Below are 21640 nucleotides of genomic sequence, written 5' to 3' on the forward strand. Positions count from 1 at the left end.
ACCGGCCATAAGAGCCGGGAAGGAGGCCTTCACGGCTTTTCAGGAGAGCGGTGCCGGGTGGTGGCGGCTGATCGGGATCACCATCGGCGTGCCGCTGATCGGGTCCGGGGTCACCTGGCAGCGGACGTCGAAGACCTCCTCGACCAGCTCCTCGGTGATCACCTCGACGGGCTTGCCCGCCGCCACGATCCGGCCGGCCTTCATCGCGATGACGTGGTCGGCGTAGCGGCACGCCTGGGGGAGGTCGTGCAGCACCATCACCACCGTGCGGCCCTCGTCGCGGTTGAGGTCGACGACCAGGTCGAGCACGTCGATCTGGTGCGCCAGGTCGAGGTAGGTCGTCGGCTCGTCCAGCAGCAGCACCGGCGTGCCCTGCGCGACGGCCATCGCGATCCACGCGCGCTGGCGCTGCCCGCCGGACAGCTCGTCGACCGGCCGGTCGGCCAGGTCGGTCAGCTCGGTGGCCGCCAGAGCGGCCCGCACCGCGCCTTCGTCCGAAGTGGACCACTGGCGCCACCAGCTCTGGTGCGGGGCGCGGCCGCGGCCGACGAGGTCGGCCACCGTCATGCCCTCCGGCGCCACCGGCGACTGCGGGAGGATGCCGAGGCGCTGGGCGACCTCGCGGGTCGGCAGGTCGTGGATCGACCGGCCGTCGAGGTAGACCCCGCCCGCTTTCGGCGTCAGCAGCCGGGCCAGGGTGCGCAGCAGCGTCGACTTCCCGCAGGCGTTGGCGCCGATGATCGCCGTGATCTCACCCGGCGGGATGTCGAGGTCGAGGCCGTCGATGACCACCCGGTCGTCGTAGGCGACCCGGAGCTGCTCCACCCGCAGCGAGGGGGCGTCGGATGTCATGTGTCAGCCTCCGGAACCGGATCGGTTGGCCCTGGCCAGCAGCCAGAGCAGGAGCGGGGCGCCGAGGATGCCGGTGACGATGCCGACCGGCAGCGCGGACGCGGTGATCTCGCGCGCGATGATGTCGCTGCCCAGCACCACGACCGCGCCGGTGAGCGCGGACGCCGTGATCGGTGGCGACGAGAGCCGCGCGAGCCGTTGCGCGATCTGCGGTGCCGTCAGGGCGACGAACGAGATCGGGCCCGCGGACGCCGTCGCGAACGCGACCAGGCCGGCGCCGGACAGCAGCAGGCCCAGCCGCACCGGCTGCACCGGTGTGCCGAGCCCGGCCGCGACCTCGTCGCCGAGCAGCAGCGTGCTCATCCACCGCGACAGCGCCAGCACCACCGGCAGCAGCACGCACAGCGCGCCCAGCAACGGGATGACGTGCTCCCAGCCGCGGTTGGCGAGGTTGCCGACCATCCAGCCGATCGCGGCCTGCGCCTCGGTGATCTGCGCGCGGCTGAGCAGGTAGTCGGTCAGGCTGGTGCACATCGCGAAGATCCCGATGCCCACCAGCAGGATCCGGTAGCCGGTGGTGCCGCGCCGCCAGGCGAGCGCGTACACCAGCACCGCCGTGAACAGCCCGCCGAACAGGCCCAGCGTCGTCGTGCCGAGGCCGCCGCCGAAGCCGAACGCGATCCCGGCGACGACGGCGGTGGCCGCGCCCGCGTTGATGCCGATCATGTCCGGGCTGGCCAGCGGGTTGCGCGTGATGGTCTGGAACACGGCGCCGGACGCGCCGAACGCGATCCCGGCCAGCAGCCCGGTGAGTGCCCGGGGCAGGCGCAGTTCCTGGACGATGTAGCCGTTTCCGCTGTCGCTGCCGCCGAAGAGGCCGGACAGGACGTCGGACACGCTCATCGGGACGTCGCCGATCGTCATGCCGACGCAGAACAGCACGAACGTCAGCACGGCGAGCACGAGGCAGACGATCAGCAGCCGCGGCCGGAACCGGCCCGACACCGGCGGTGTCGTGAGCCGGAAGGTGCGTCGCGCTTGGAGCAAGGCCATGTCAGGTCTCCACGAGCTTGCGCCGGCGAACCAGGTAGATGAAGAACGGCGCGCCGAGGAACGCGACGATCACGCCGGCCCGGATCTCGCTGGGCCGCGCCAGGATCCGGCCGAGGATGTCGGCGGCCAGCAGCAGGCACGGCGCGAGCACCGCGGTGTAGGGCAGCAGCCAGCGGTGGTCCGGGCCGATGACGAACCGCACCGCGTGCGGGACGATCAGGCCGAGGAAGACGATCGGCCCGGCGACGGCGACGGCCGCACCGGTCAGCAGGGTGATCGCGAGCGCGCCACGCAGCCGCAGCGGGCCGAGCTTGCGGCCCAGCGCGATCGCGACGTCGTCCCCGAGGGCGAGGCTGTTCAGCGCCGGGCCGCTCGCGATCGCCAGCACCACGCCGATCACGAGGAACGGCAGGACCTGCAGCAGCGCGCTGCTGTCGACGCCGGCGAGCGAGCCCGCCGACCAGAAGCGGTAGCGGTTGAGCGCCACCGGGTCCGACAGCACCATCGCGCTGGTGAACGAGGCGAGCAACGCCGTGACGGCGGCGCCGGCGAGCGCGAGCTTGACCGGGCTCGACCCGGCGCGGCCGCGGGTGCCGAGGAAGTAGACGACGGTCGTCGCGGCCAGCGCACCGGCGAAGGCGAACCAGATGTAGCCGTAGGCCGAGCTGACGCCGAGCACGGTGATCGAGAACACGATGGCGAACGCGGCCCCGGCGCTGACGCCGAGCAGGCCCGGGTCGGCCAGCGGGTTGCGGGTCAGCGCCTGCATCACGCAGCCCGCGAGCCCGAGACCGGCGCCCACCAGCACCGCGAGGAGCGTCCGCGGCATCCGGACACTGTGGATGATCACGGCGTCGGCGGAGCCGTCGTTGTGCCACAGCACCTGCCAGACGGCGCCGAATGAGATCTCCTTCGACCCCAGCCAGATGCTCAGCAGGCACAGCAGAACGAGGACCGCGAGGGCGGCGAGGAACCCGATCGCGCGGCCCGTGTGTGGCGGGCGTCGCGTGAGAGCGATACCTCCGGGGTCTGTTCGCACCGCACCTCCGACTGGTACCAATTTTAGGTAAGGCTAACCGATGGTACAGGAGTGCATCCTCACCCTCGGTTTGTTAGGTTCACCTAAGTTCGCGCCCCGTTCGGGGCGCCGCAAGCAGCGGGAGGCTGGTCTACCGGTGAGCAACGGTGACGCTGTGCAGCAGGTCGCGGACCTCGGGTTCTGGCGTGATCGCCTCGCGTCGGCGCCGAAGGAACTGCCGCTGCCGGTCGACCGGCCCTACCCCGCGGAGCCGGCGGCGCCGCGCGATCGGCTGACCCGGGAGCTGCCGCTGTCACTGGGTGAGGACGCGGACCTGCTCGTGCTGTCGGCCTTCGTCGTCCTGCTGCACCGGTACACCGGCACGGCCGACGTCGTGCTCGGCGTCGGCTCGCTGGTTCCGCTGCGCGTCGACCTGGCCGGCTCGCCCGGCTTCGACGACGTCGTCGCGCGCGTGCGGGCGGCTCGCGAGGAGGCCGTGGCGCACGAGGTGCCGTTCGACGACCTGGTCGGCGAGCTGCAGCCAGAACGCGGTCGTGGCGGCTCGGTGCTGGTCAACGTCGGCTTCGCCGCCGAGACGACCTTGCCGCTCGACCTGGTGGTCGACCTCGGTGACGGCGTCCTCGAGGCGCGCTACCGCGGCGACGTCCTCGAAGAGTCCACTGTGGACCGCATGCTCGGCCACCTCGAACACCTCCTCGTCGCCGCGCTGGAACGTCCACAGTGGCCGGTCGCGCGGCTCGACCTGGTGCCGGAGCCGGAACTGCGCCGGATGCTCGACGACTGGAACGCCACCGACCTCGACACGCCGCTGTCGACGCTGCCGGAGCTGTTCGCCGCCCGCGTACGTGAGGCGCCAGGCTCCGTCGCGCTGGTCTTCGAGGACGTCGAGATCACCTACGCCGAGCTGGACGCGCGGGCGAACCGGCTCGCGCACGTCCTCATCGGCCGCGGCGCCGGGCCCGAGCGCGTGGTCGCGCTGGCCGTGCCGCGGTCGGTCGAGATGATCGTGGCGGAGCTGGCCGTCCTCAAGGCCGGCGCCGCCTACCTGCCGCTCGACCAGGACTACCCGGCCGACCGGATCACGTTCATGGTCGCCGACGCCGGTCCGGTGTGCGTGGTGACCACGAGCGAACTGGCCGACCGCTTCGACGGCGACGTCCTCCTGCTCGACGAGACGTCCCTGGCCGACGCGCCGGCGACGGACCCGGGCGCGGCGATCGTCCCGGCCAACGCGGCCTACGTCATCTACACCTCGGGCTCGACCGGTCGTCCCAAGGGTGTTGTCGTGTCCCACGCGGGTGTCGCGAAGCTGGTCGCGACCCAGACCCAGCGGTTCGGGATCGGTCCGCGGAGCCGGGTGCTGCAGTTCGCGTCGCCGAGTTTCGACGTCGCATTCTGGGACCTCTGCCTCGGGCTGCTGTCGGGCGGACGGCTCGTGGTCGTCCCGGCCGAGCGGCGCGTCCCCGGCCCGGAGCTGGCCGACTACGCGAACGCGCACGGCGTCGACTTCATGATCCTGCCGCCCGCGCTGCTCGCCGAGTTCCCCGAAGACTGCGACCTGCCCCGCGACAGCGTCCTGCTCGCCGGCACCGAGCGCGTCTCACCCGAACTGGTCCGGCGGTGGGCGCCGGGCCGGCGGATGTTCAACGCCTACGGCCCGACCGAGGCCACGACCAACTCGACGCTCGGGCTCTGCGACCCGGAGATCACGCCGGGCTCGGCCGTCCCGATCGGCGTCCCGGACCCCGGCACCCGCGCGTACGTGCTCGATGCGTTCCTCGCGCCGGTCCCGGTCGGCGTGGTGGGGGAGCTGTACCTCGCCGGCTCCGGCTTGGCGCGTGGCTACCTCGGGCGCGCCGGGCTGACGTCGGAGCGGTTCGTGGCCGACCCGTTCGGCTCTGGTGGACGGCTCTACCGGACCGGAGACCTGGTGAAATGGCTGCCGGACGGCCGTCTCGTGTTCCTGGGCCGCGCCGACGACCAGGTCAAGATCCGCGGCTACCGCATCGAACTCGGCGAGATCGAGTCCGTGCTGGCCGAGCACCCGCGCGTCGGCCAGTCCGTCGTCGTCGCGCAGGACGGGCAGCTCGTCGCCTACGCCGTGCCGGTCCCGGACCGCGCGGCCGAGCAGGGCCACGTCGCCGAGTGGCACGACGTCCACGAGGAGATGCTCGCCGGCTCCACCGGCATCGAGGAGAACTTCGCCGGCTGGAACTCCAGCTACGACGGCTCCGACATCCCCCTCGACGAAATGCGCGAGTGGCACGCGGCGACCGTCGAGCGCATCCGCGCGCTGCGGCCGAAGCGGGTCCTCGAGATCGGCGTCGGCAGCGGGCTCATCCTCTCCCGGATCGCGCCGGACGCCGAAACCTACTGGGGTGTCGACCTTTCCGAGAGCGCCGTCGAGAACGTGCGGCGCGAGGTCGCCGCGATGCCGGAGCTGGCGGGCAAGGTCCACCTCGCCGCGCGGCCCGCGCACGACCTCGGCGAGCTGCCGGACGAGCCGTTCGACACCGTGATCGTCAACTCGGTCGCCCAGTACTTCCCGAGCGCGGACTACCTCGCCGAAGTCGTCCGGACCGCCGCCGGGCTCCTCGCCCCGGGCGGCACGATCTTCCTCGGCGACATCCGCAACCTCCGCTCGCTGCGCGCGTTCCGCACCGCCGTCGAGCTGCGGCACGACCGCGCTGACGTCGCCGCCGTGGACCAGGCGATCGCCCGCGAAGGCGAACTCGTCCTCGATCCCGACTTCTTCCCGGCCCTCGCCCGGAGCCTCGACGGCTTCGACGTCGACCTGTGGGTCAAGCGGGGCGACGCGCACAACGAGCTGACGCGGCACCGCTACGACGTCGTCCTGCGCAAGGCGCCACGACCGTCGCCGGCCGAAGAGCAGGTCATCGCGTTCGGCGATCTCGCCGCGGTGGCCGGGTTCCTGACCGCCGAGACGCCGGAGCGGCTGCGCGTCACCGGCGTGCCGGACGCACGGCTTTCCGGCGAACTCGCTGCGGTTCGCGCGCTCGACGAAGGTGACCCGGCGGCGGTGCGGGCCTTGAACGTGCGTGACGGCGTCGACCCGGAGGACCTGCACCGGCTGGCCGAGCGGGCCGGCTACCGCGTCGCGGTCACGCCCGCGTCGGCCGGCGAGCTGGAGGCCGTCTTCAGCCGGTCGGCACCGGACGCGGCCTACCGGCCGGTGCGGAGCACGGGCGCCCCGGCGTCGTACGCCAACAACCCGGCCGCCCGGCGCGAGACCGGCGCACTGGTCGCGTCGCTGCGGTCGCACGTGCGGGACCGGCTGCCGCAGTACATGGTGCCCACGGCGTTCGTCGTGCTCGACAAGCTGCCGGTCTTGGCCTCCGGCAAGCTCGACCGCAAGGCCCTCCCGGCGCCGGAGCGGTTCACCGCCGGGCCGGGCCGCGCGCCCCGCAACCCCGTCGAGCAGCTGCTGTGCGAGCTGTTCGCCGACGTCCTCGGCGTGCCGCGAGTCGGGCCGGACGACGACTTCTTCGCCCTCGGCGGGCATTCCCTGATGGCGACGCGGTTGATCCAGCGGATCCGCGCGGCCGTCGGCGCCGACATCCCGGTGCGCGCGGTCTTCGACGCGTCGACCGTGGCCGCCCTCGCGAACCTCCTGGCCGGTGCCGCGTCGGGCACCGAACGACGTCCGCTCGAACGCTTCGAGGAACGGCCGGAGCGGTTCCCGCTGTCGTTCGCGCAGCAGCGGCTGTGGTTCCTGCACGGTCTCGAAGGCGGGTCGGCGACCTACAACGTCCCGCTCGTCATGCGGCTGTCCGGCGAACTGGACGTCGAGGCGCTGCGGACCGCGTTGCACGACGTCCTCGGCCGCCACGAAGCACTGCGGACGGTGTTCCCCGTCGCGGACGGCGTGGCCTACCAGCACGTTCTGCCCGACGGCGAGGTCGACCTGACGGTGCGGACGGTCGCCGAGTCCGCGGTGGACTCCACTGTGGACGCCCTCGTGCGCGAGGTCTTCGACCTCGGCGCCGGGGTGCCCGTCCGTGCCGAGCTGCTGACGATCGACCCGCGCCGCCACGTCCTCGTGCTGGTCGTGCACCACATCGCCGCCGACGGCTGGTCCCTGTCGCCGCTCTGGCGGGACATCGCCACGGCGTACGGCGCCCGCCGGCAGGGCGAAGATCCACAGTGGCCGCCGTTGCCGGTGCAGTACGCCGACTACACCCTCTGGCAACGCGAACTCCTCGCCACCGAAGAGACCGCCCAGCTCGACTACTGGCGCGCGACCCTGCGCGACCTGCCCGAGCGGATCAGCCTCCCGCTCGACCGGCCGCACCCGGCGGTGTCCGCCTACCGCGGCGGGTTCTTCACCTTCGCTTGGGACGCCGGCCTCCAGGCCGGGCTCGGCGACCTCGCGCGGGCGTGCGGCGCCAGCCCGTTCATGGTCGTCCACGCGGGCCTGACCGCGCTGCTGTCGCGGCTCGGCGGCGGCACCGACATCCCGATCGGCACACCCATCGCCGGCCGGTCCGACCAGGCCCTCGACGACCTCGTCGGCTTCTTCGTCAACACGCTGGTCCTGCGCGTCGACACCGGCGGCGACCCGACGTTCCGCGACCTCGTCGCGCGCGTCCGGGAGCGCAGCCTCGACGCCTACGCCCACCAGGACGTCCCGTTCGAGCGGCTCGTCGAGGCCCTGAACCCGGCGCGGTCGCTGGCGCACCACCCGCTGTTCCAGACCATGCTGGCCTGGCAGAACACCCCCGGCTCCGGCGTCGAGCTGCCCGGCCTGACGGTGACCGAGCAGCCCGTCGGCACCGGCACCGCGAAGTTCGACCTCTGGTTCTCACTCACGGAGCACGCCGACGGCATCACCGGCCAGGCCGAGTTCAACGCCGAGGTCTTCGACCGCTCCACTGTGGACGCGCTCCTGGCGCGTCTGGAAGTCCTGCTGCGCCAGGTGGTCTCAGCCCCGGACCGCCGTCTCGGGTCCCTGGACGTGCTCACCGAGGCCGAGCGCGACGGACTGGACGCCGTCTGGTCCGGCGCCGTCGAGGACGTCCCCGCGGTCACCGTGCCCGAGCTGTTCGCCGCGCAGGTCGCGCGGACGCCGGACCACCCGGCCCTGGTCTTTGAGAACGACCGGCTCACCTACGCCGAGCTGGACGCCGCGTCGAACCGCCTGGCCCAGGCCCTCGTCGCGCGCGGCGCGGGACCCGAGAAGGTGGTCGCGCTCGCACTGCCGCGCTCGACACACCTGGTCACGGCCATCCTCGCCGTGCTCAAGGCGGGCGCCGCCTACCTGCCGCTCGACCCCGGCTACCCGGCCGAGCGGATCGCCTTCATGCTCGAAGACGCCCAGCCGACCCTGGTGCTGGCCACGACGGAGACCGCCGTCCCCGGCGCGCTGCTGCTGGACGAGCCCGTGACGGCGGCCGGGTTCCCGGCCAAGGCGCCGGACGTCGTGCTCCGGCCGGAAAACCCGGCCTACGTCATCTACACCTCCGGCTCGACGGGCCGGCCCAAGGGCGTCGTCGTGCCGCACGCGGGCATCGTCAACCGCCTGCTGTGGATGCAGCACGAATACGGCCTGACCGGCGACGACCGGGTGCTGCAGAAGACGCCGTCCAGCTTCGACGTATCGGTCTGGGAATTCCTCTGGCCGCTGCTCACCGGCGCCACCGAGGTCGTGGCCCGGCCCGACGGCCACAAGGACCCGGCCTACCTCGCGCGGCTGATCCGCGAGCACGACGTCACGACCGTCCACTTCGTCCCGTCGATGCTCCAGGTCTTCCTGCAGGAGCCCGCCGCGGGGGAGTGCACGAGCCTGCGCCGGGTCCTGTGCAGTGGTGAGGCGCTGCCGCCCGAGGCCGTCGCGCGGTTCGGGCAGGTCCTGGCCGCCGAGCTGCACAACCTCTACGGCCCCACCGAAGCCTCGGTCGACGTCACGTCCTGGCGCACCTCGCCCGACGAGACGACCGTCCCGATCGGACGTCCGGTGTGGAACACCCGAACGTACGTCCTCGACGCGGCACTGCGACCGGTCCCGCCGGGCACACCCGGTGAGCTGTACCTCGCCGGGGTCCAGCTCGCCCGCGGCTACCTGGGACGTCCCGGGTTGAGCGCCGAGCGGTTCATCGCCTCGCCGTTCGAGCCGGGGGAGCGGATGTACCGCACCGGCGACGTCGCCCGGTTCCGCGCCGACGGCGTGTGCGAGTTCCTCGGCCGCGGCGACGAGCAGATCAAGATCCGCGGCTTCCGCGTCGAGCCCGGTGAGATCGCCGCGACGCTCGCCGCGCACGACGACGTCGCCCACGCCGTCGTCGTCGCCCGCGAGGACCGGCCGGGCGACGTCCGGCTGGTCGGCTACGTCGTGCCCGCCGAAACCCCCGCGTCGGCCACGGACGAGACCGAGCAGGTCGGCGAGTGGCGCGAGCTGTACGACTCGATGTACTCCGGCGCCACCGACGACTTCGAAGGCTGGAACTCCAGCTACACCGGCGAGCCGATTCCCCGCGACGAGATGCGCGAGTGGCGCGACGCCATCGTCACGCGGATCCGCGAGACGCGGCCGCGGCGTGTGCTGGAACTCGGCGTCGGCACCGGCCTGCTGCTGACCGAGCTGGCCCCGCACTGCGAGTCGTACTGGGGCACGGACTTCTCCGTCGAGGTCATCGCGTCCCTCGGTGACCGGGTCGCGGCCGACCCCGCGCTCGCGGACTACGTCGAGCTGCGCACCGGCGACGCCGCCGACGTCTCCGGCCTGCCTTCCGGATACTTCGACACGATCGTGCTCAACTCGGTCGTCCAGTACTTCCCCAGCGGGACGTACCTCCTGGACGTCCTGAAGAAGGCCGTCAGCCTCCTCGCTCCGGGCGGGACCGTGTTCGTCGGCGACATCCGCGACCTGCGTCAGGTCCGCGCGTTCCACACCGAGGTCGCCCGGCAGCGCGGGGGAGACGTCGAGCAGGCCCTGTTGCGGGAGAAGGAACTCCTGGTCGCTCCGGAGTTCTTCGCCGGGCTTGAGGGCGTCACCGCGGACATCCGCGTCAAGCGCGGGCGTGGCGTCAACGAACTCACCCAGTTCCGCTACGACGTCGTCCTCCACACTTCGCCCATCGAAGCGCCGACGGTTGAGGTCCTGACCTGGGGCAACGAAGTGTCCTCAGTGGACGACGTCGTGCTCGACGGTGGTGTCCGGATCAACGGCGTGCCGAACGGCCGCACCACCGACGGCGTCAATCCGCAGGACTGGTACGACCTGGGCGACGCCCACGGCTACACCACGGCCGTCACCTGGTCGGCCGAAGATGACGGCTCGGTCGACGTCGTGTTCACGACCGGCTCGGTCGCCGGTGCCTTCCGGCCCGGAAGCGAGCCGCTGCTGTCCTACACCGGCAACCCCGGCCGCTTCCGCCGGATCAGCACCCTGTCCGCCGACCTGCGCGCGCTGGCCGCCGAGAGCTTGCCGGAGCACATGGTCCCGTCGGCGATCGTCGTGCTCGACGCGCTCCCGGTGACGGCCAACGGCAAGCTCGACCGCCGCGCCCTGCCCTCGCCGGACCCCGTGGCGCCGACGTCCGACCGCGAGCCGCGCACGCCCGTCGAGCGGCAGTTGTGTGAGCTGTTCGCCGACGTCCTCGGCCTGCCGCGGGTCGGCCCGGACGACAGCTTCTTCACCCTCGGCGGCCACTCCCTGCTGGCCACCCGGCTGATCGCCCGCATCCGCACGACCCTGAACGCCGAACTGGAAGTCCGGTCGGTGTTCGAAACGCCGACCGCCGCGGGCTTGGCCGAGCTGATCTCCGCCGGCAGCGGACCCGCCCGGCCACCGCTGGTCCCGGTGCAGCGACCGGCCCTGGTCCCGCTGTCGGGCGCCCAGCAGCGGCTGTGGTTCCTGCACCACCTCGAAGGCCCGTCGGCCACCTACAACGTGCCGCTGATCATGCGCCTCGACGGCGACCTGGACGTCGACGCTCTGCGGGCCGCGCTATCCGACGTGGTCGAGCGCCACGAGGCGCTGCGGACCCGGTTCCCGCAGCACGACGGCGTGCCCTACCAGGACATCCTCCCGCCGTCCGCTGTCGACCTGCCGGTCCGTGAGGTCACCGACCTCGACAGCGCCCTGACCGGTCTCGTCCGGGGCTCGTTCGACCTCGAACAGCACGCGCCGATGCGCGCGGAACTGCTGCGACTCGACGACGGCGAGCACGTGCTGGCCCTCGTGTTCCACCACATCGCCTCCGACGGCTGGTCGATGGCGCCCCTGTGGCGTGACATCGCGACGGCCTACACCGCCCGCCGCGCCGGCGAGCGTCCCCAGTGGACGCCGTTGCCGGTGCAGTACGCGGACTACACGCTGTGGCAGCAGAACCTGCTCGGCCGCGAGGACGACCCGGACAGCGTCCTGTCCGCCCAGCTCGACTACTGGCGCGACACCCTCGACGGCTTGCCCGACCGCATCGAGCTGCCCCTCGACCGGCCGCACCCGTCCACCGCGACCTTCCGCGGCGAACTGCACACCTTCACCTGGGACGCCGACCTCCACAGCGGACTGTCCACTGTGGCCCGCGAGTGCGGTGCCAGTGTGTTCATGGTCGTGCACGCGGCCCTCGCCGCGCTGCTGACGCGGCTGGGCGCGGGCCCGGACGTCCCGATCGGCTCACCCATCGCCGGGCGCACCGACCAGGCCCTCGACGACCTCGTCGGGTTCTTCGTCAACACCCTGGTGCTGCGCGTCGACACCGCGGGCGAGCCGACGTTCCGCGACCTGGTCGGCCGCGTCCGCGAGCGCAACCTCGACGCGTACGCCCACCAGGACGTCCCGTTCGAGCGCCTGGTCGAGATCCTCAACCCGGCGCGGTCGCTGTCGTACCACCCGCTGTTCCAGGTGATGATCGCCGGGCAGAACAACACGCGCGCCGAGGTCACCCTGCCCGGTCTGACCGTCACCGAGATCCCGGTGACCACCGGGACGTCGAAGTTCGACCTCTCGATTTCGCTCACCGAGCGGGACGCCGGAATCGACGGCGTCCTGGAGTTCAACGCGGACGTCTTCGACCACCCGGGTGCCGACGCCATCCTGCGCCGTCTCGAGGTCCTGCTGCGCGCGGCCCTGGCCGAGCCCGACCGCGCGGTCGGCGCCCTGGACCTCCTCGAAGGCGACGAACGTGATCTGGTGCTGACCCAGTGGGCGGGCCGCCTCGAACCCGCGGGCACGGAGACGTTCCCCGGGATGTTCGCCCAGCGGGTCCGGGAGGCCCCGGACGCGGTGGCGCTGGTATTCGAGGACGTCGAGCTGACCTACGCCGACCTCGACGTGCGGGCCAACCAGCTCGCGCACCTGCTGGTCGAGCGCGGGGCCGGGCTCGAGAAGGTCGTCGCGCTGGCCGTGCCGCGGTCGGTCGAGATGATCGTCGCGGAGCTGGCCGTGCTCAAGGCGGGTGCCGCCTACCTGCCGGTCGACGTCGACTACCCGGGCGACCGGATCGCGTTCATGGTCTCCGACGCCAAGCCGGTGTGCGTGGTGACCACGCGGGAGATCGACGGCAAGCTGCCCGCCGACGTGCCGCGCGTCTTCCAGGACGACCCCGCGCTCACTTCGATGTCCACTGTGGACCCGGCCGTGGCGGTGATACCCGAGAACGCGGCGTACGTGATCTACACGTCCGGCTCGTCCGGCCGCCCCAAGGGCGTCGTGCTGCAGCACTCCGGCGTCGCGAAGCTCGTCGCGACGCAGGTCGAGCGGTTCGGGATCGGCCCGCACAGCCGGGTGCTGCAGTTCGCGTCGCCGAGCTTCGACGTCGCGTTCTGGGACCTCTGTCTCGGCCTGCTCTCCGGCGGCCGCCTGATCGTCGTCCCGGCCGAGCGCCGGGTCGCCGGGCCCGCGCTGACCGAGTACGCGCACGAGCACGGCGCGGACTTCATGATCCTCCCGCCCGCGCTGCTCGACGCGATGCCGGCGGACTGCGACCTGCCGCGCGACAGCGTCCTGCTCGCGGGCACCGAGCGCGTGTCGCCGGAGCTGATCCGACGCTGGGCGCCGGGCCGGCGGATGTTCAACGCTTACGGCCCGACCGAGGCGACCACGAACTCGACGCTCGGCGAGAGCGACCCGGTCGAGCTCGCCGACGCGACCGTCGTGCCCATCGGCATCCCTGACCCGGGGACGCGGGCGTACGTCCTCGACGCCGGACTGCGGCCGGTCCCGCCGGGCGTGGTGGGGGAGCTGTACCTCGCCGGATCCGGCCTGGCCCGCGGGTACCTGGGCCGTGCCGGGCTGACGTCGGAGCGGTTCGTCGCGGACCCGTTCGGTTCGGGCGGACGGCTCTACCGCACCGGTGACCTGGTGAAATGGCTACCGGACGGTCGTCTCGTCTTCCTGGGCCGCGCCGACGACCAGGTCAAGATCCGCGGTTATCGCATCGAACCGGGCGAGATCGAGGCCGTCATCACCGAGCACCCGGCCATCGCGCAGTCCGTCGTGCTGGCCCAGGACGGGCGGCTCATCGCCTACGCCGTCCCGGCCGCGAGCCGCGACGAAGAAGCCGAGCTGGACCACGTCGGCGAGTGGCGCGAACTGCACGAGAACGTCTTCGACGACGCCGCGTCCGGTGGCCTGGAGGAGAACTTCACCGGGTGGAACTCCAGTTACGACGGCTCGGAGATCCCCCTCGGCGAGATGCGCGAGTGGCACGCGGCGACGATCGAGCGCATCCAGGCACTGCGGCCCAAGCGCGTGCTCGAAATCGGCGTCGGCTCTGGGCTCATTCTCTCCCGGATCGCGCCGGACGCCGAGGCGTACTGGGGCGTCGACCTGTCCGAGAAGGCGATCGCCAACCTGCGCCGCGAGCTGGCCGGACGCCCCGACCTGGCGGGCAAGGTGCACGTCGCGGCCCGGCCGGCGCACGACCTCGGCGAGCTGCCGGACGAGCCGTTCGACACCGTGATCGTCAACTCCGTCGCGCAGTACTTCCCGAGCGTCGACTACCTCGCCGAGGTCATCCGAACCGCCGCCGCGCGCGTCCGGCCCGGTGGCGTGCTCTTCCTCGGCGACATCCGGAACCTGCGCTCGCTGCGGGCGTTCCGCACGGCGACCGAGCTGCGGCACGGCCGCCGGACCGTCGCCGCGGTCGACCAGGCCGTCGCCCGTGACGGCGAGCTCGTCCTCGACCCGGACTTCTTCACCGCGGTGGCCCGCGAGCTGGACGGCTTCGACGACGTCGACCTGTGGTTCAAGCGCGGCCACGCGCACAACGAGCTGACCCGGCACCGCTACGACGTCGTCCTGCGGAAGGCGCCCAAGCCGGCCCCGGTCGACGAGCAGGTCGTCACGTTCGAGTCCGTCGCCGAGCTGGAGCGGCTGCTGGCCGAGGGGCCGGCCCGGCTGCGCGTCACCGGCGTGCCGAACGCACGCCTGTCCGGTGAGCTGGCCGCCGTCGCCGCGCTGGCCGCGGGCGACGCGGACGCGGCGTTGTCCGCTTTGGACGGTGAGCCGTCCGGTGTGGACCCCGAGACGCTGCAGGAACTGGGCTCGCGTCTGGGTTATCGGGTGTACCCGACCGTCACGGCGCAGGAGGGCGCGCTGGAGGTCGTGTTCACCACCGGTGACCCGGTGGGGATCCACCGCGCCCGCCCAGTGCGAGCCGTGCTGGGCACCCTGGGCAATCACCCGGCGGGCCGGCGCGACACGAGCGCGCTGGTGGCGGCGCTGCGGGCGCACGTCCGCGACCGGCTGCCGCAGTACATGGTGCCCTCGGCGTTCGTCGTGCTGGACCGGCTGCCGCTGCTCGCCTCCGGCAAGCTCGACCGCCGCGCCCTGCCGAGCCCGGACAAGCAGGAAGCCACCGCCGGACGCGCCCCGCGCACCCCGGTCGAGGAAGTCCTGTGCGGCCTGTTCGCCGAGGTAGTCAACACTGTCGCCATCGGCGTCGACGACGACTTCTTCGCCCTCGGCGGCCACTCGCTGATGGCGACGCGGCTGGTCGCGCGGCTGCGCGCGGTGTTCGGCGTCGAGCTGCAGGTGCGGTCGGTGTTCGAGACGCCGACCGTCGCCGGGCTCGCCGCCCTGCTGTCCACACTGGACTCGTCGGTCGCCCGGCCCGCCCTCGTGCGCGCCGACCCGCGGCCCGACCTCTTGCCGCTGTCGTTCGCCCAGCAGCGGCTGTGGTTCCTGCACCGGCTGGAAGGTCCGTCGGCGACGTACAACATGCCAACCGCGGTCCGCCTCACCGGCGACCTTGACGTCACCGCCCTGCAGGCCGCACTGTCCGACGTCGTCGAGCGGCACGAAGCCCTGCGGACCGTGTTCCCGGAGATCGACGGCGAAGCCCGCCAGCTGATCCTCGACGACGTCGAGATCCCGCTGCACACCCGCGACGTCACCGAGGCGACGCTCGCCGACGCGGTGTCCGACGTGGCCCGCACGGTGTTCGAGCTGGAGTCGGAAGTCCCGTTGCGCGCGGAGCTGCTGCGGCTGGGCGCCCGTGAACACGTCCTGGCGCTGGTCTTCCACCACATCGCCTCGGACGGCTGGTCGACCGCGCCGCTGTGGCGCGACCTCGCCACCGCCTACACCGCCCTGCGCGCCGGTGAGCGTCCCGAGTGGACGCCGTTGCCGGTGCAGTACGCGGACTACACGCTGTGGCAACGCGACGTCCTCGGCGAGCAGGTCATCGAACCGCAGCTGGCCTACTGGCGCGAGACCCTCGCGGACCTGCCGGAACGCATCGAGCTGCCGACCGACCGGCCGCACCCGGCGGAGACGTCCTACCAGGGCGAACAGTTCTCCTTCGGCTGGGACGCCGACCTCCACAGTGGACTCGTCGACCTGGCCCGCGCGTGTGGCGCCAGCGTGTTCATGGTCGTGCACGCCGGCCTCACCGCCGCGCTGACGCGGCTCGGCGCGGGCACCGACGTCCCGATCGGCACGTCCATCGCCGGCCGCACCGACCAGGCCCTCGACGACCTCGTCGGGTTCTTCGTCAACACCCTGGTCCTGCGCGTCGGCACCGACGGCGACCCGTCGTTCCGCGACCTCGTCGCCCGGGTGCGCGACCGGAGTCTCGACGCCTACGCGCACCAGGACGTCCCCTTCGAACGCCTGGTGGAGGCGCTCAATCCGGTCCGCTCGCTGGCGTACGCGCCGCTGTTCCAGACGATGCTGGCCTGGCAGAACAACGCCGTCGCCGACCTCGGCCTGCCGGGTCTGACCGTGGAGGAGGAGCCGGTCCGCACCGGCACCGCCCGCGCCGACCTGACGCTCTTCGTCGGCGAGCGGCCCGGCAACCAGACCGGGATCCGCGGCACCGCCGAGTACAACAGCGACGTCTTCGACCGCTCCGGCGTCGAGGCGATCCTGGGGCGGCTCCGCGCGTTGCTGCGCGCGGCCGTCGCCGACCCGGACACCCGGATCGGCGCGATCGACCTGCTCACCGACGCCGAGCACGAGCAGCTCGGCCACGCCGAGATCGCCACGCCACTCCCGGCCGAGACGACGGCCGGGCTGTTCGCCGCCCAGGTGGCCCGCACCCCGGACGCCACGGCGCTGATCTTCGGCACGCAGCACCTGACCTACGCCGACCTGGACACCCGGGCGACGGCGTTTGCCCGTGCGCTGCTCTCGCGGGGCGCCGGGCCGGAGCGGGTCGTGGCCGTCGCGCTCCCGCGGTCGGTCGAGCTGGTGACCGCGCTCCTGGCGGTCCTGAAGACCGGCGCCGCCTACCTCCCGCTGGACCTGAATCACCCGGCCGAGCGCGTCGAGCTGATGCTCACCGACGCGGCACCGCACCTGGTCGTCGCGCACGACGGGTTCGGCGACCGGCTGGTGCGGCCCGACGAGACCGCGGCGGAACCGGCCGAGTGGCCGGAGATCAGGCCGGAGAACCCGGCGTACGTGATCTTCACGTCGGGCTCGACCGGACGGCCGAAGGCGGTCGCGGGCACCCAGCTGGCGCTGGCCAACCGGCTGCACTGGGGCCGGGACCTCGCCCCGGGCGTGCGCGTGGCGAAGAGCGCATTGACGTTCATCGACGGCTCGACCGAGCTGCTCGGCGGGCTCGTCGCGGGCGAGCCGGTGGTCCTCGCCGACGACGTGACGGCCACCGACCCGCACGCCCTCGCCGGACTGGTGCGCCGCAGCGGCGCCCAGGTGCTGACCGTGGTGCCCAGCCTGCTCGACACCTTCGTGGAAGACGTGGAAGACACCGCCGTCGATTCGGTCACGACCTGGATCACCAGTGGTGAGCCGCTTTCCGCGGCGCTGGCCGAGAAGGTGGCCCGGCGCTGGCCGTCGGCGAAGCTGGTGAACCTGTACGGCTGCTCGGAAGTCGCGGGCGACAGCCTGGCGCAGGTCTGCGGGCCCGTGGCCATCGGGCGGCCCGTCGCGAACACCCGCGCGTACGTCCTCGACACTGCGTTGCGGCCGGTGCCGCCGGGCGTGCGCGGTGAGCTGTACCTGGCCGGGGCCGGGCTCGCCCGGGGCTACCTCGGCCGTCCCGCGTTGAGCGCGGAACGGTTCGTGGCCTCGCCATTCGCGCCGGGGGAGCGGATGTACCGCACCGGCGACCTGGTCCGGCGACGTCCGGACGGTGCGCTGGAGTTCCTCGGCCGCGCCGACCAGCAGATCAAGATCCGCGGCTTCCGCGTCGAGCCGGGTGAGGTCGAGGCCGTGCTGACGGCCGACCCGTCGGTGGCCCGCGCGGTCGTGATCGCCCGCGAGAACCGCCTCGTGGCCTACGTCGTGGGCGATCGCCCCGACCCGGTGGCGCTGCGAACGCTGGCCGCCGCGCGGCTGCCGGAGTACCTCGTGCCGTCGGCGATCGTCGTGCTGCCGGAACTGCCGGTGAACGCCAACGGCAAGCTCGACCGCCGCGCCCTTCCGGCCCCGGAGGCCCGCACCACCGGACGCGCAGCGCGGACCCCGGCCGAGCAGGCGCTGTGCGCACTCTTCGCCGACGTCCTCGGCGTCGGATCGGTCGGTCCCGACGACGGCTTCTTCACCCTCGGCGGCCACTCGCTGCTGGCGACGCGCCTGGTCAGCCGTATCCGCGCGCTGCTCGGCGTCGAGGTGCCGATCCGCGCGGTGTTCGACGCGCCGACCCCGGCCCGCCTCGCCGAGCTGCTCGATCCCGGCCGCAGCAGCCGTCCGGCGCTGGTGCCGGTGCCGCGGCCGGAGGTCCTGCCGCTGTCGTTCGCCCAGCAGCGCCTGTGGTTCCTCGATCGCCTGGACGGGCTGTCCGCGACCTACAACATCCCGTGGGCGTGGGAGCTGACCGGCCCGGTCGACGCCGACGCGCTGCGGGCGGCCCTCGGGGACGTCGTGGTCCGCCACGAGATCCTCCGGACGGTCCTCGCCGAGGACCACGGCACGCCGCGGCAGATCGTGCTGGACGCCGGCGACGAACGCGCCCGCCCGGTGCTGGTCACCGAGACGGTGGCCGAAGCGGACCTCGCGGACAGCGTCGTCGCGGCGGCGTCGTACTGCTTCACCCTCGACGCCGAGATCCCGGTACGGGCCACGCTCGTCTCCGCCGGGCCGGAGCGGCACGTGTTCGTGCTGCTGGTGCACCACATCGCGGGCGACGGCTGGTCGCTCCCGCCGCTGAAGCGCGACCTGGACACCGCGTACGCCGCCCGCCGGCGCGGTGAGCGTCCACAGTGGACGCCGTTGCCGGTGCAGTACGCCGACTACACGCTGTGGCAGCGGGAGATGTTCGGCCGTGCCGACGACCCGGACAGCCTGCTCGGCCGGCAAGCGGCGTTCTGGCGCGACACCCTCGCCGGCATCCCGGACGAGCTGGCCCTCCCGGCGGACCGGCCCCGCCCGGCGCGCTCGACCAACCGCGGCGCGGCGGTGCCGTTCACCGTGTCCGGCGAGGTGCACCGCGGCCTGCGCGACCTCGCCCACGGCAGCGACACCAGCACGTTCATGGTCCTGCAGGCGGCGCTGGCCGCGTTGCTGACCCGGCTCGGCGCGGGCACCGACATCCCGCTCGGCACCCCGGTGGCCGGCCGGATGGACCACGCCCTGGAGGACCTGGCCGGGTTCTTCGTCAACACGCTCGTGCTGCGCACGGACACCGAGGGCGACCCGACGTTCCGCGAACTGCTCGCCCGGATCCGCGAGGCCGACCTGGCCGCGTACGCCCACCAGGACCTGCCGTTCGAGCACCTCGTCGAGCTGCTCAACCCGGCCCGGTCCCTGGCTCGGCACCCGCTGTTCCAGGTCATGCTCGCGGTCTACCACTCGGGTTCCGAGCCGGAAGAGCTGCTCGGGCTCGACGCGGCCTACCGCGACACCGGGCTGCGGCAGGCGAAGTTCGACCTGTCGTTCGACCTGGTCGAAACGCCCGACGGCATCGAGGGCGACCTCGAGTTCAGCCTCGACCTGTTCGACGAGCCGACCGCCCGGACGCTCACCGAGCGCCTGGTCCGGCTGATGAGCGCCGTCGTCGCCGACCCGGACCGGCCGCTGAGCCGCATCGACGTCCTGGAACCCCTTGAGCGGCAACGGATCCTCGGCGAGTGGGGCACCGGCGCGCCGGTGACCACGGCGGCGCCGACGGTCGTCGACCGGCTGGCCGCGCAGGTGGCGGCGACCCCGGACGCGACGGCGCTGAGCGACACGCACGAGAGCGTCACCTTCCGGGAGTTCGCCGCGCGGACCGACCGGCTGGCTCGCCGGCTGACGGCGCACGGCGCCGGGCCCGAGCAGGTGGTGGCCCTGGTGCTGCCGCGCTCGGCGGCGGTCGTCGAGGCGATCTTCGGCGTGTTCAAGTCGGGTGCGGCGTACCTGCCGGTGGACCCGGACCAGCCGGAAGACCGGATCGCGGCGGTCCTCGCCGACTCCGGTGCGGCGCTGGTCCTGACCAGCCGGGCGCTGGCCGCGCCGGTGCCGGGGGCGTTGTTCGTCGAGGACTTGCTTGAGGACACTGTGGACAGTGCGGCTCAGCTGATCCCGCCGGCACCGGCGAACCCGGCTTACGTGCTCTACACGTCCGGTTCGACGGGCAAGCCCAAGGGCGTCGTCATCCCGCACTCCGGGCTGGTGAACCTGTTCCACAGCCACCGCGAGACGCTCTACCGCCCGGCCGTCGCCGCGGCGGGCGGACGGGCGCTGCGGATCGGGCACGCGTGGGCGTTCTTCTTCGACGCGTCATGGCAGCCCCAGCTGTGGATGCTGGACGGCCACGAGGTGCACGTCGTCGACGACGACACCCGCCGCGACCCGGACCGCCTCGCCGCGGTGGTGCGCGAGCGCGGCCTCGACTTCCTCGAGCTGACGCCGTCACACTTCGCGCAGCTGGCGGCGGCCGGGGTGGTCGAGGACGGTTCGTGCGCCCTGGGCGTGGTCGGTGTGGGTGGTGAGGCGGTTTCCCAGTCGCTGTGGGAAGAGCTGCGGTCGTTTCCGGGCACCGAGGCGTACAACCTGTACGGCCCGACGGAGGCCACCGTGGACGCACTGGTCGGCCGGGTCGCGGACAGCGAGCGGCCGGTGGTCGGCCGTCCGGTGCACAACGCCCGGGCCTACGTCCTCGACGGCGGGCTCACCCCGGTCCCGGCCGGCGTGCCCGGCGAGCTGTACCTGGCCGGCGCCGGGCTCGCCCGCGGCTACCACGACCGGCCCGCGCTCACCGCGGACCGGTTCGTCGCGGACCCGTTCGGGCCGCCGGGGGAGCGGATGTACCGCACCGGCGACCTGGTGCGCTGGCGCCCGGACGGGCAGCTCGAGTACCTCGGCCGCACCGACGACCAGGTGAAGGTCCGCGGCTTCCGGATCGAGCCGGGTGAGATCGAGACGGCGCTGACCCGGCACGACGACGTCGGCCAGGCGCTCGTGATCGTCCGCGAGGACCGGCCGGGGGACAAGCGGCTGGTCGCGTACACGACACCGGCGTCAGCGGATCCCCGGCGGCTGCGGGAGTTCGTGGCCCGCACGCTGCCGGAGTACATGGTGCCCGCGGCGATCGTCCCGCTGGACGCGTTCCCCGTGACGCGCAACGGGAAGCTCGACAAAGCGGCCCTGCCGGTGCCGGAGCTGGAGGCCCGCGGCCGGGCCCCGGAAACGCCACTGGAGAAGACCCTCTGCGAGGTGTTCGCGGAGGTCCTGGACGTCGGCACGGTCGGTGCCGACGACGACCTGTTCACCCTCGGCGGCCATTCGATGCTGCTGGTGGTCCTGCGCAACCGGATCACCGAACGGACCGGGACCGAGCTCCCGATCGCCGAGTTCTTCCGCACCCCCACCGCGGCCGGGCTGGCCGCCCTGCTGACCGACACCCGTACCGACACCCGAGGAAACTGATGCACCGCACCCTGATGAACGCCAAGATCCACCGCGCCACGGTGACCCAGGCCGACCTGCACTACGTCGGCTCCCTGACCATCGACGCGGACCTGATGGCCGCCGCGGACATCGTCGAAGGCGAGCAGGTCCAGATCGTCGACATCACCAACGGCGCCCGTCTGGAGACCTACGCGATCACCGGCGAACCCGGCACCGGCGTGATCGGGATCAACGGCGCGGCCGCGCACCTGGTGCACCCCGGCGACCTGGTCATCATCATCACCTACGCCCAGGTCCACGAGACCGAGCGCGCCGGGCACCGGCCGCGGGTGGTGCACGTCGACGCCGACAACCGCCAGGTCCACCTGGGACACGACCCCGCCGAGCCGGTTCCTGGCGCGGAAGCCCAGTTGTCCGGTCGGAAGTGACGCAGG

Annotated in this window: 5 protein-coding genes; 2 read left to right on the forward strand and 3 right to left on the reverse strand. The window is 72.8% G+C overall.

Going from position 1 to position 21640, the window contains the following annotated elements; translation table 11 throughout:
- Positions 1-39: 39 nt before the first annotated feature.
- Genes OG570_RS34305 through OG570_RS34315 form a run of 3 tightly spaced genes read right to left on the reverse strand, consistent with a single transcriptional unit; the run spans position 40 to position 2944 of the window.
- Positions 40-852, reverse strand: a complete 813-nt coding sequence (locus OG570_RS34305) for an ABC transporter ATP-binding protein (RefSeq protein ID WP_326953134.1) — start codon at positions 850-852, stop codon at positions 40-42.
- Positions 853-855: 3 nt separating this feature from the next.
- A complete protein-coding gene (locus OG570_RS34310; RefSeq protein WP_326953135.1) occupies positions 856-1905 on the reverse strand; it encodes a FecCD family ABC transporter permease in 1050 nt (349 codons plus the stop codon).
- Between the two features lies 1 nt (position 1906).
- Positions 1907-2944, reverse strand: a complete 1038-nt coding sequence (locus OG570_RS34315; RefSeq protein ID WP_326953136.1) for a FecCD family ABC transporter permease — start codon at positions 2942-2944, stop codon at positions 1907-1909.
- Between the two features lie 136 nt (positions 2945-3080).
- Between OG570_RS34315 and OG570_RS34320 the strand changes: the two genes are divergently transcribed.
- Together OG570_RS34320 and panD are read left to right on the forward strand one after the other, a co-directional pair.
- Positions 3081-21224 (forward strand): amino acid adenylation domain-containing protein, encoded by an 18144-nt coding sequence (locus tag OG570_RS34320; protein WP_442788209.1) that lies wholly within the window; start codon positions 3081-3083, stop codon positions 21222-21224.
- Positions 21224-21634, forward strand: coding sequence for an aspartate 1-decarboxylase (gene panD / locus OG570_RS34325; RefSeq protein ID WP_326949814.1), 411 nt, complete (start codon positions 21224-21226; stop codon positions 21632-21634). Before OG570_RS34320 ends, panD begins: the two co-directional genes overlap by 1 nt.
- The last annotated feature ends 6 nt before the right edge of the window (positions 21635-21640 follow it).

Origin of the sequence: Amycolatopsis sp. NBC_01286, from assembly GCF_035982555.1 — a bacterium.
Taxonomy (GTDB): Bacteria; Actinomycetota; Actinomycetes; order Mycobacteriales; family Pseudonocardiaceae; genus Amycolatopsis.

Bases quoted from the DNA above. Each gene is read 5' to 3' on its own strand.
- panD (WP_326949814.1), top strand. From the start codon at position 21,224: ATGCACCGCACCCTGATGAACGCCAAGATCCACCGCGCCACGGTGACC.
- OG570_RS34310 (WP_326953135.1), bottom strand. From the start codon at position 1,905: ATGGCCTTGCTCCAAGCGCGACGCACCTTCCGGCTCACGACACCGCCG.
- OG570_RS34305 (WP_326953134.1), bottom strand. From the start codon at position 852: ATGACATCCGACGCCCCCTCGCTGCGGGTGGAGCAGCTCCGGGTCGCC.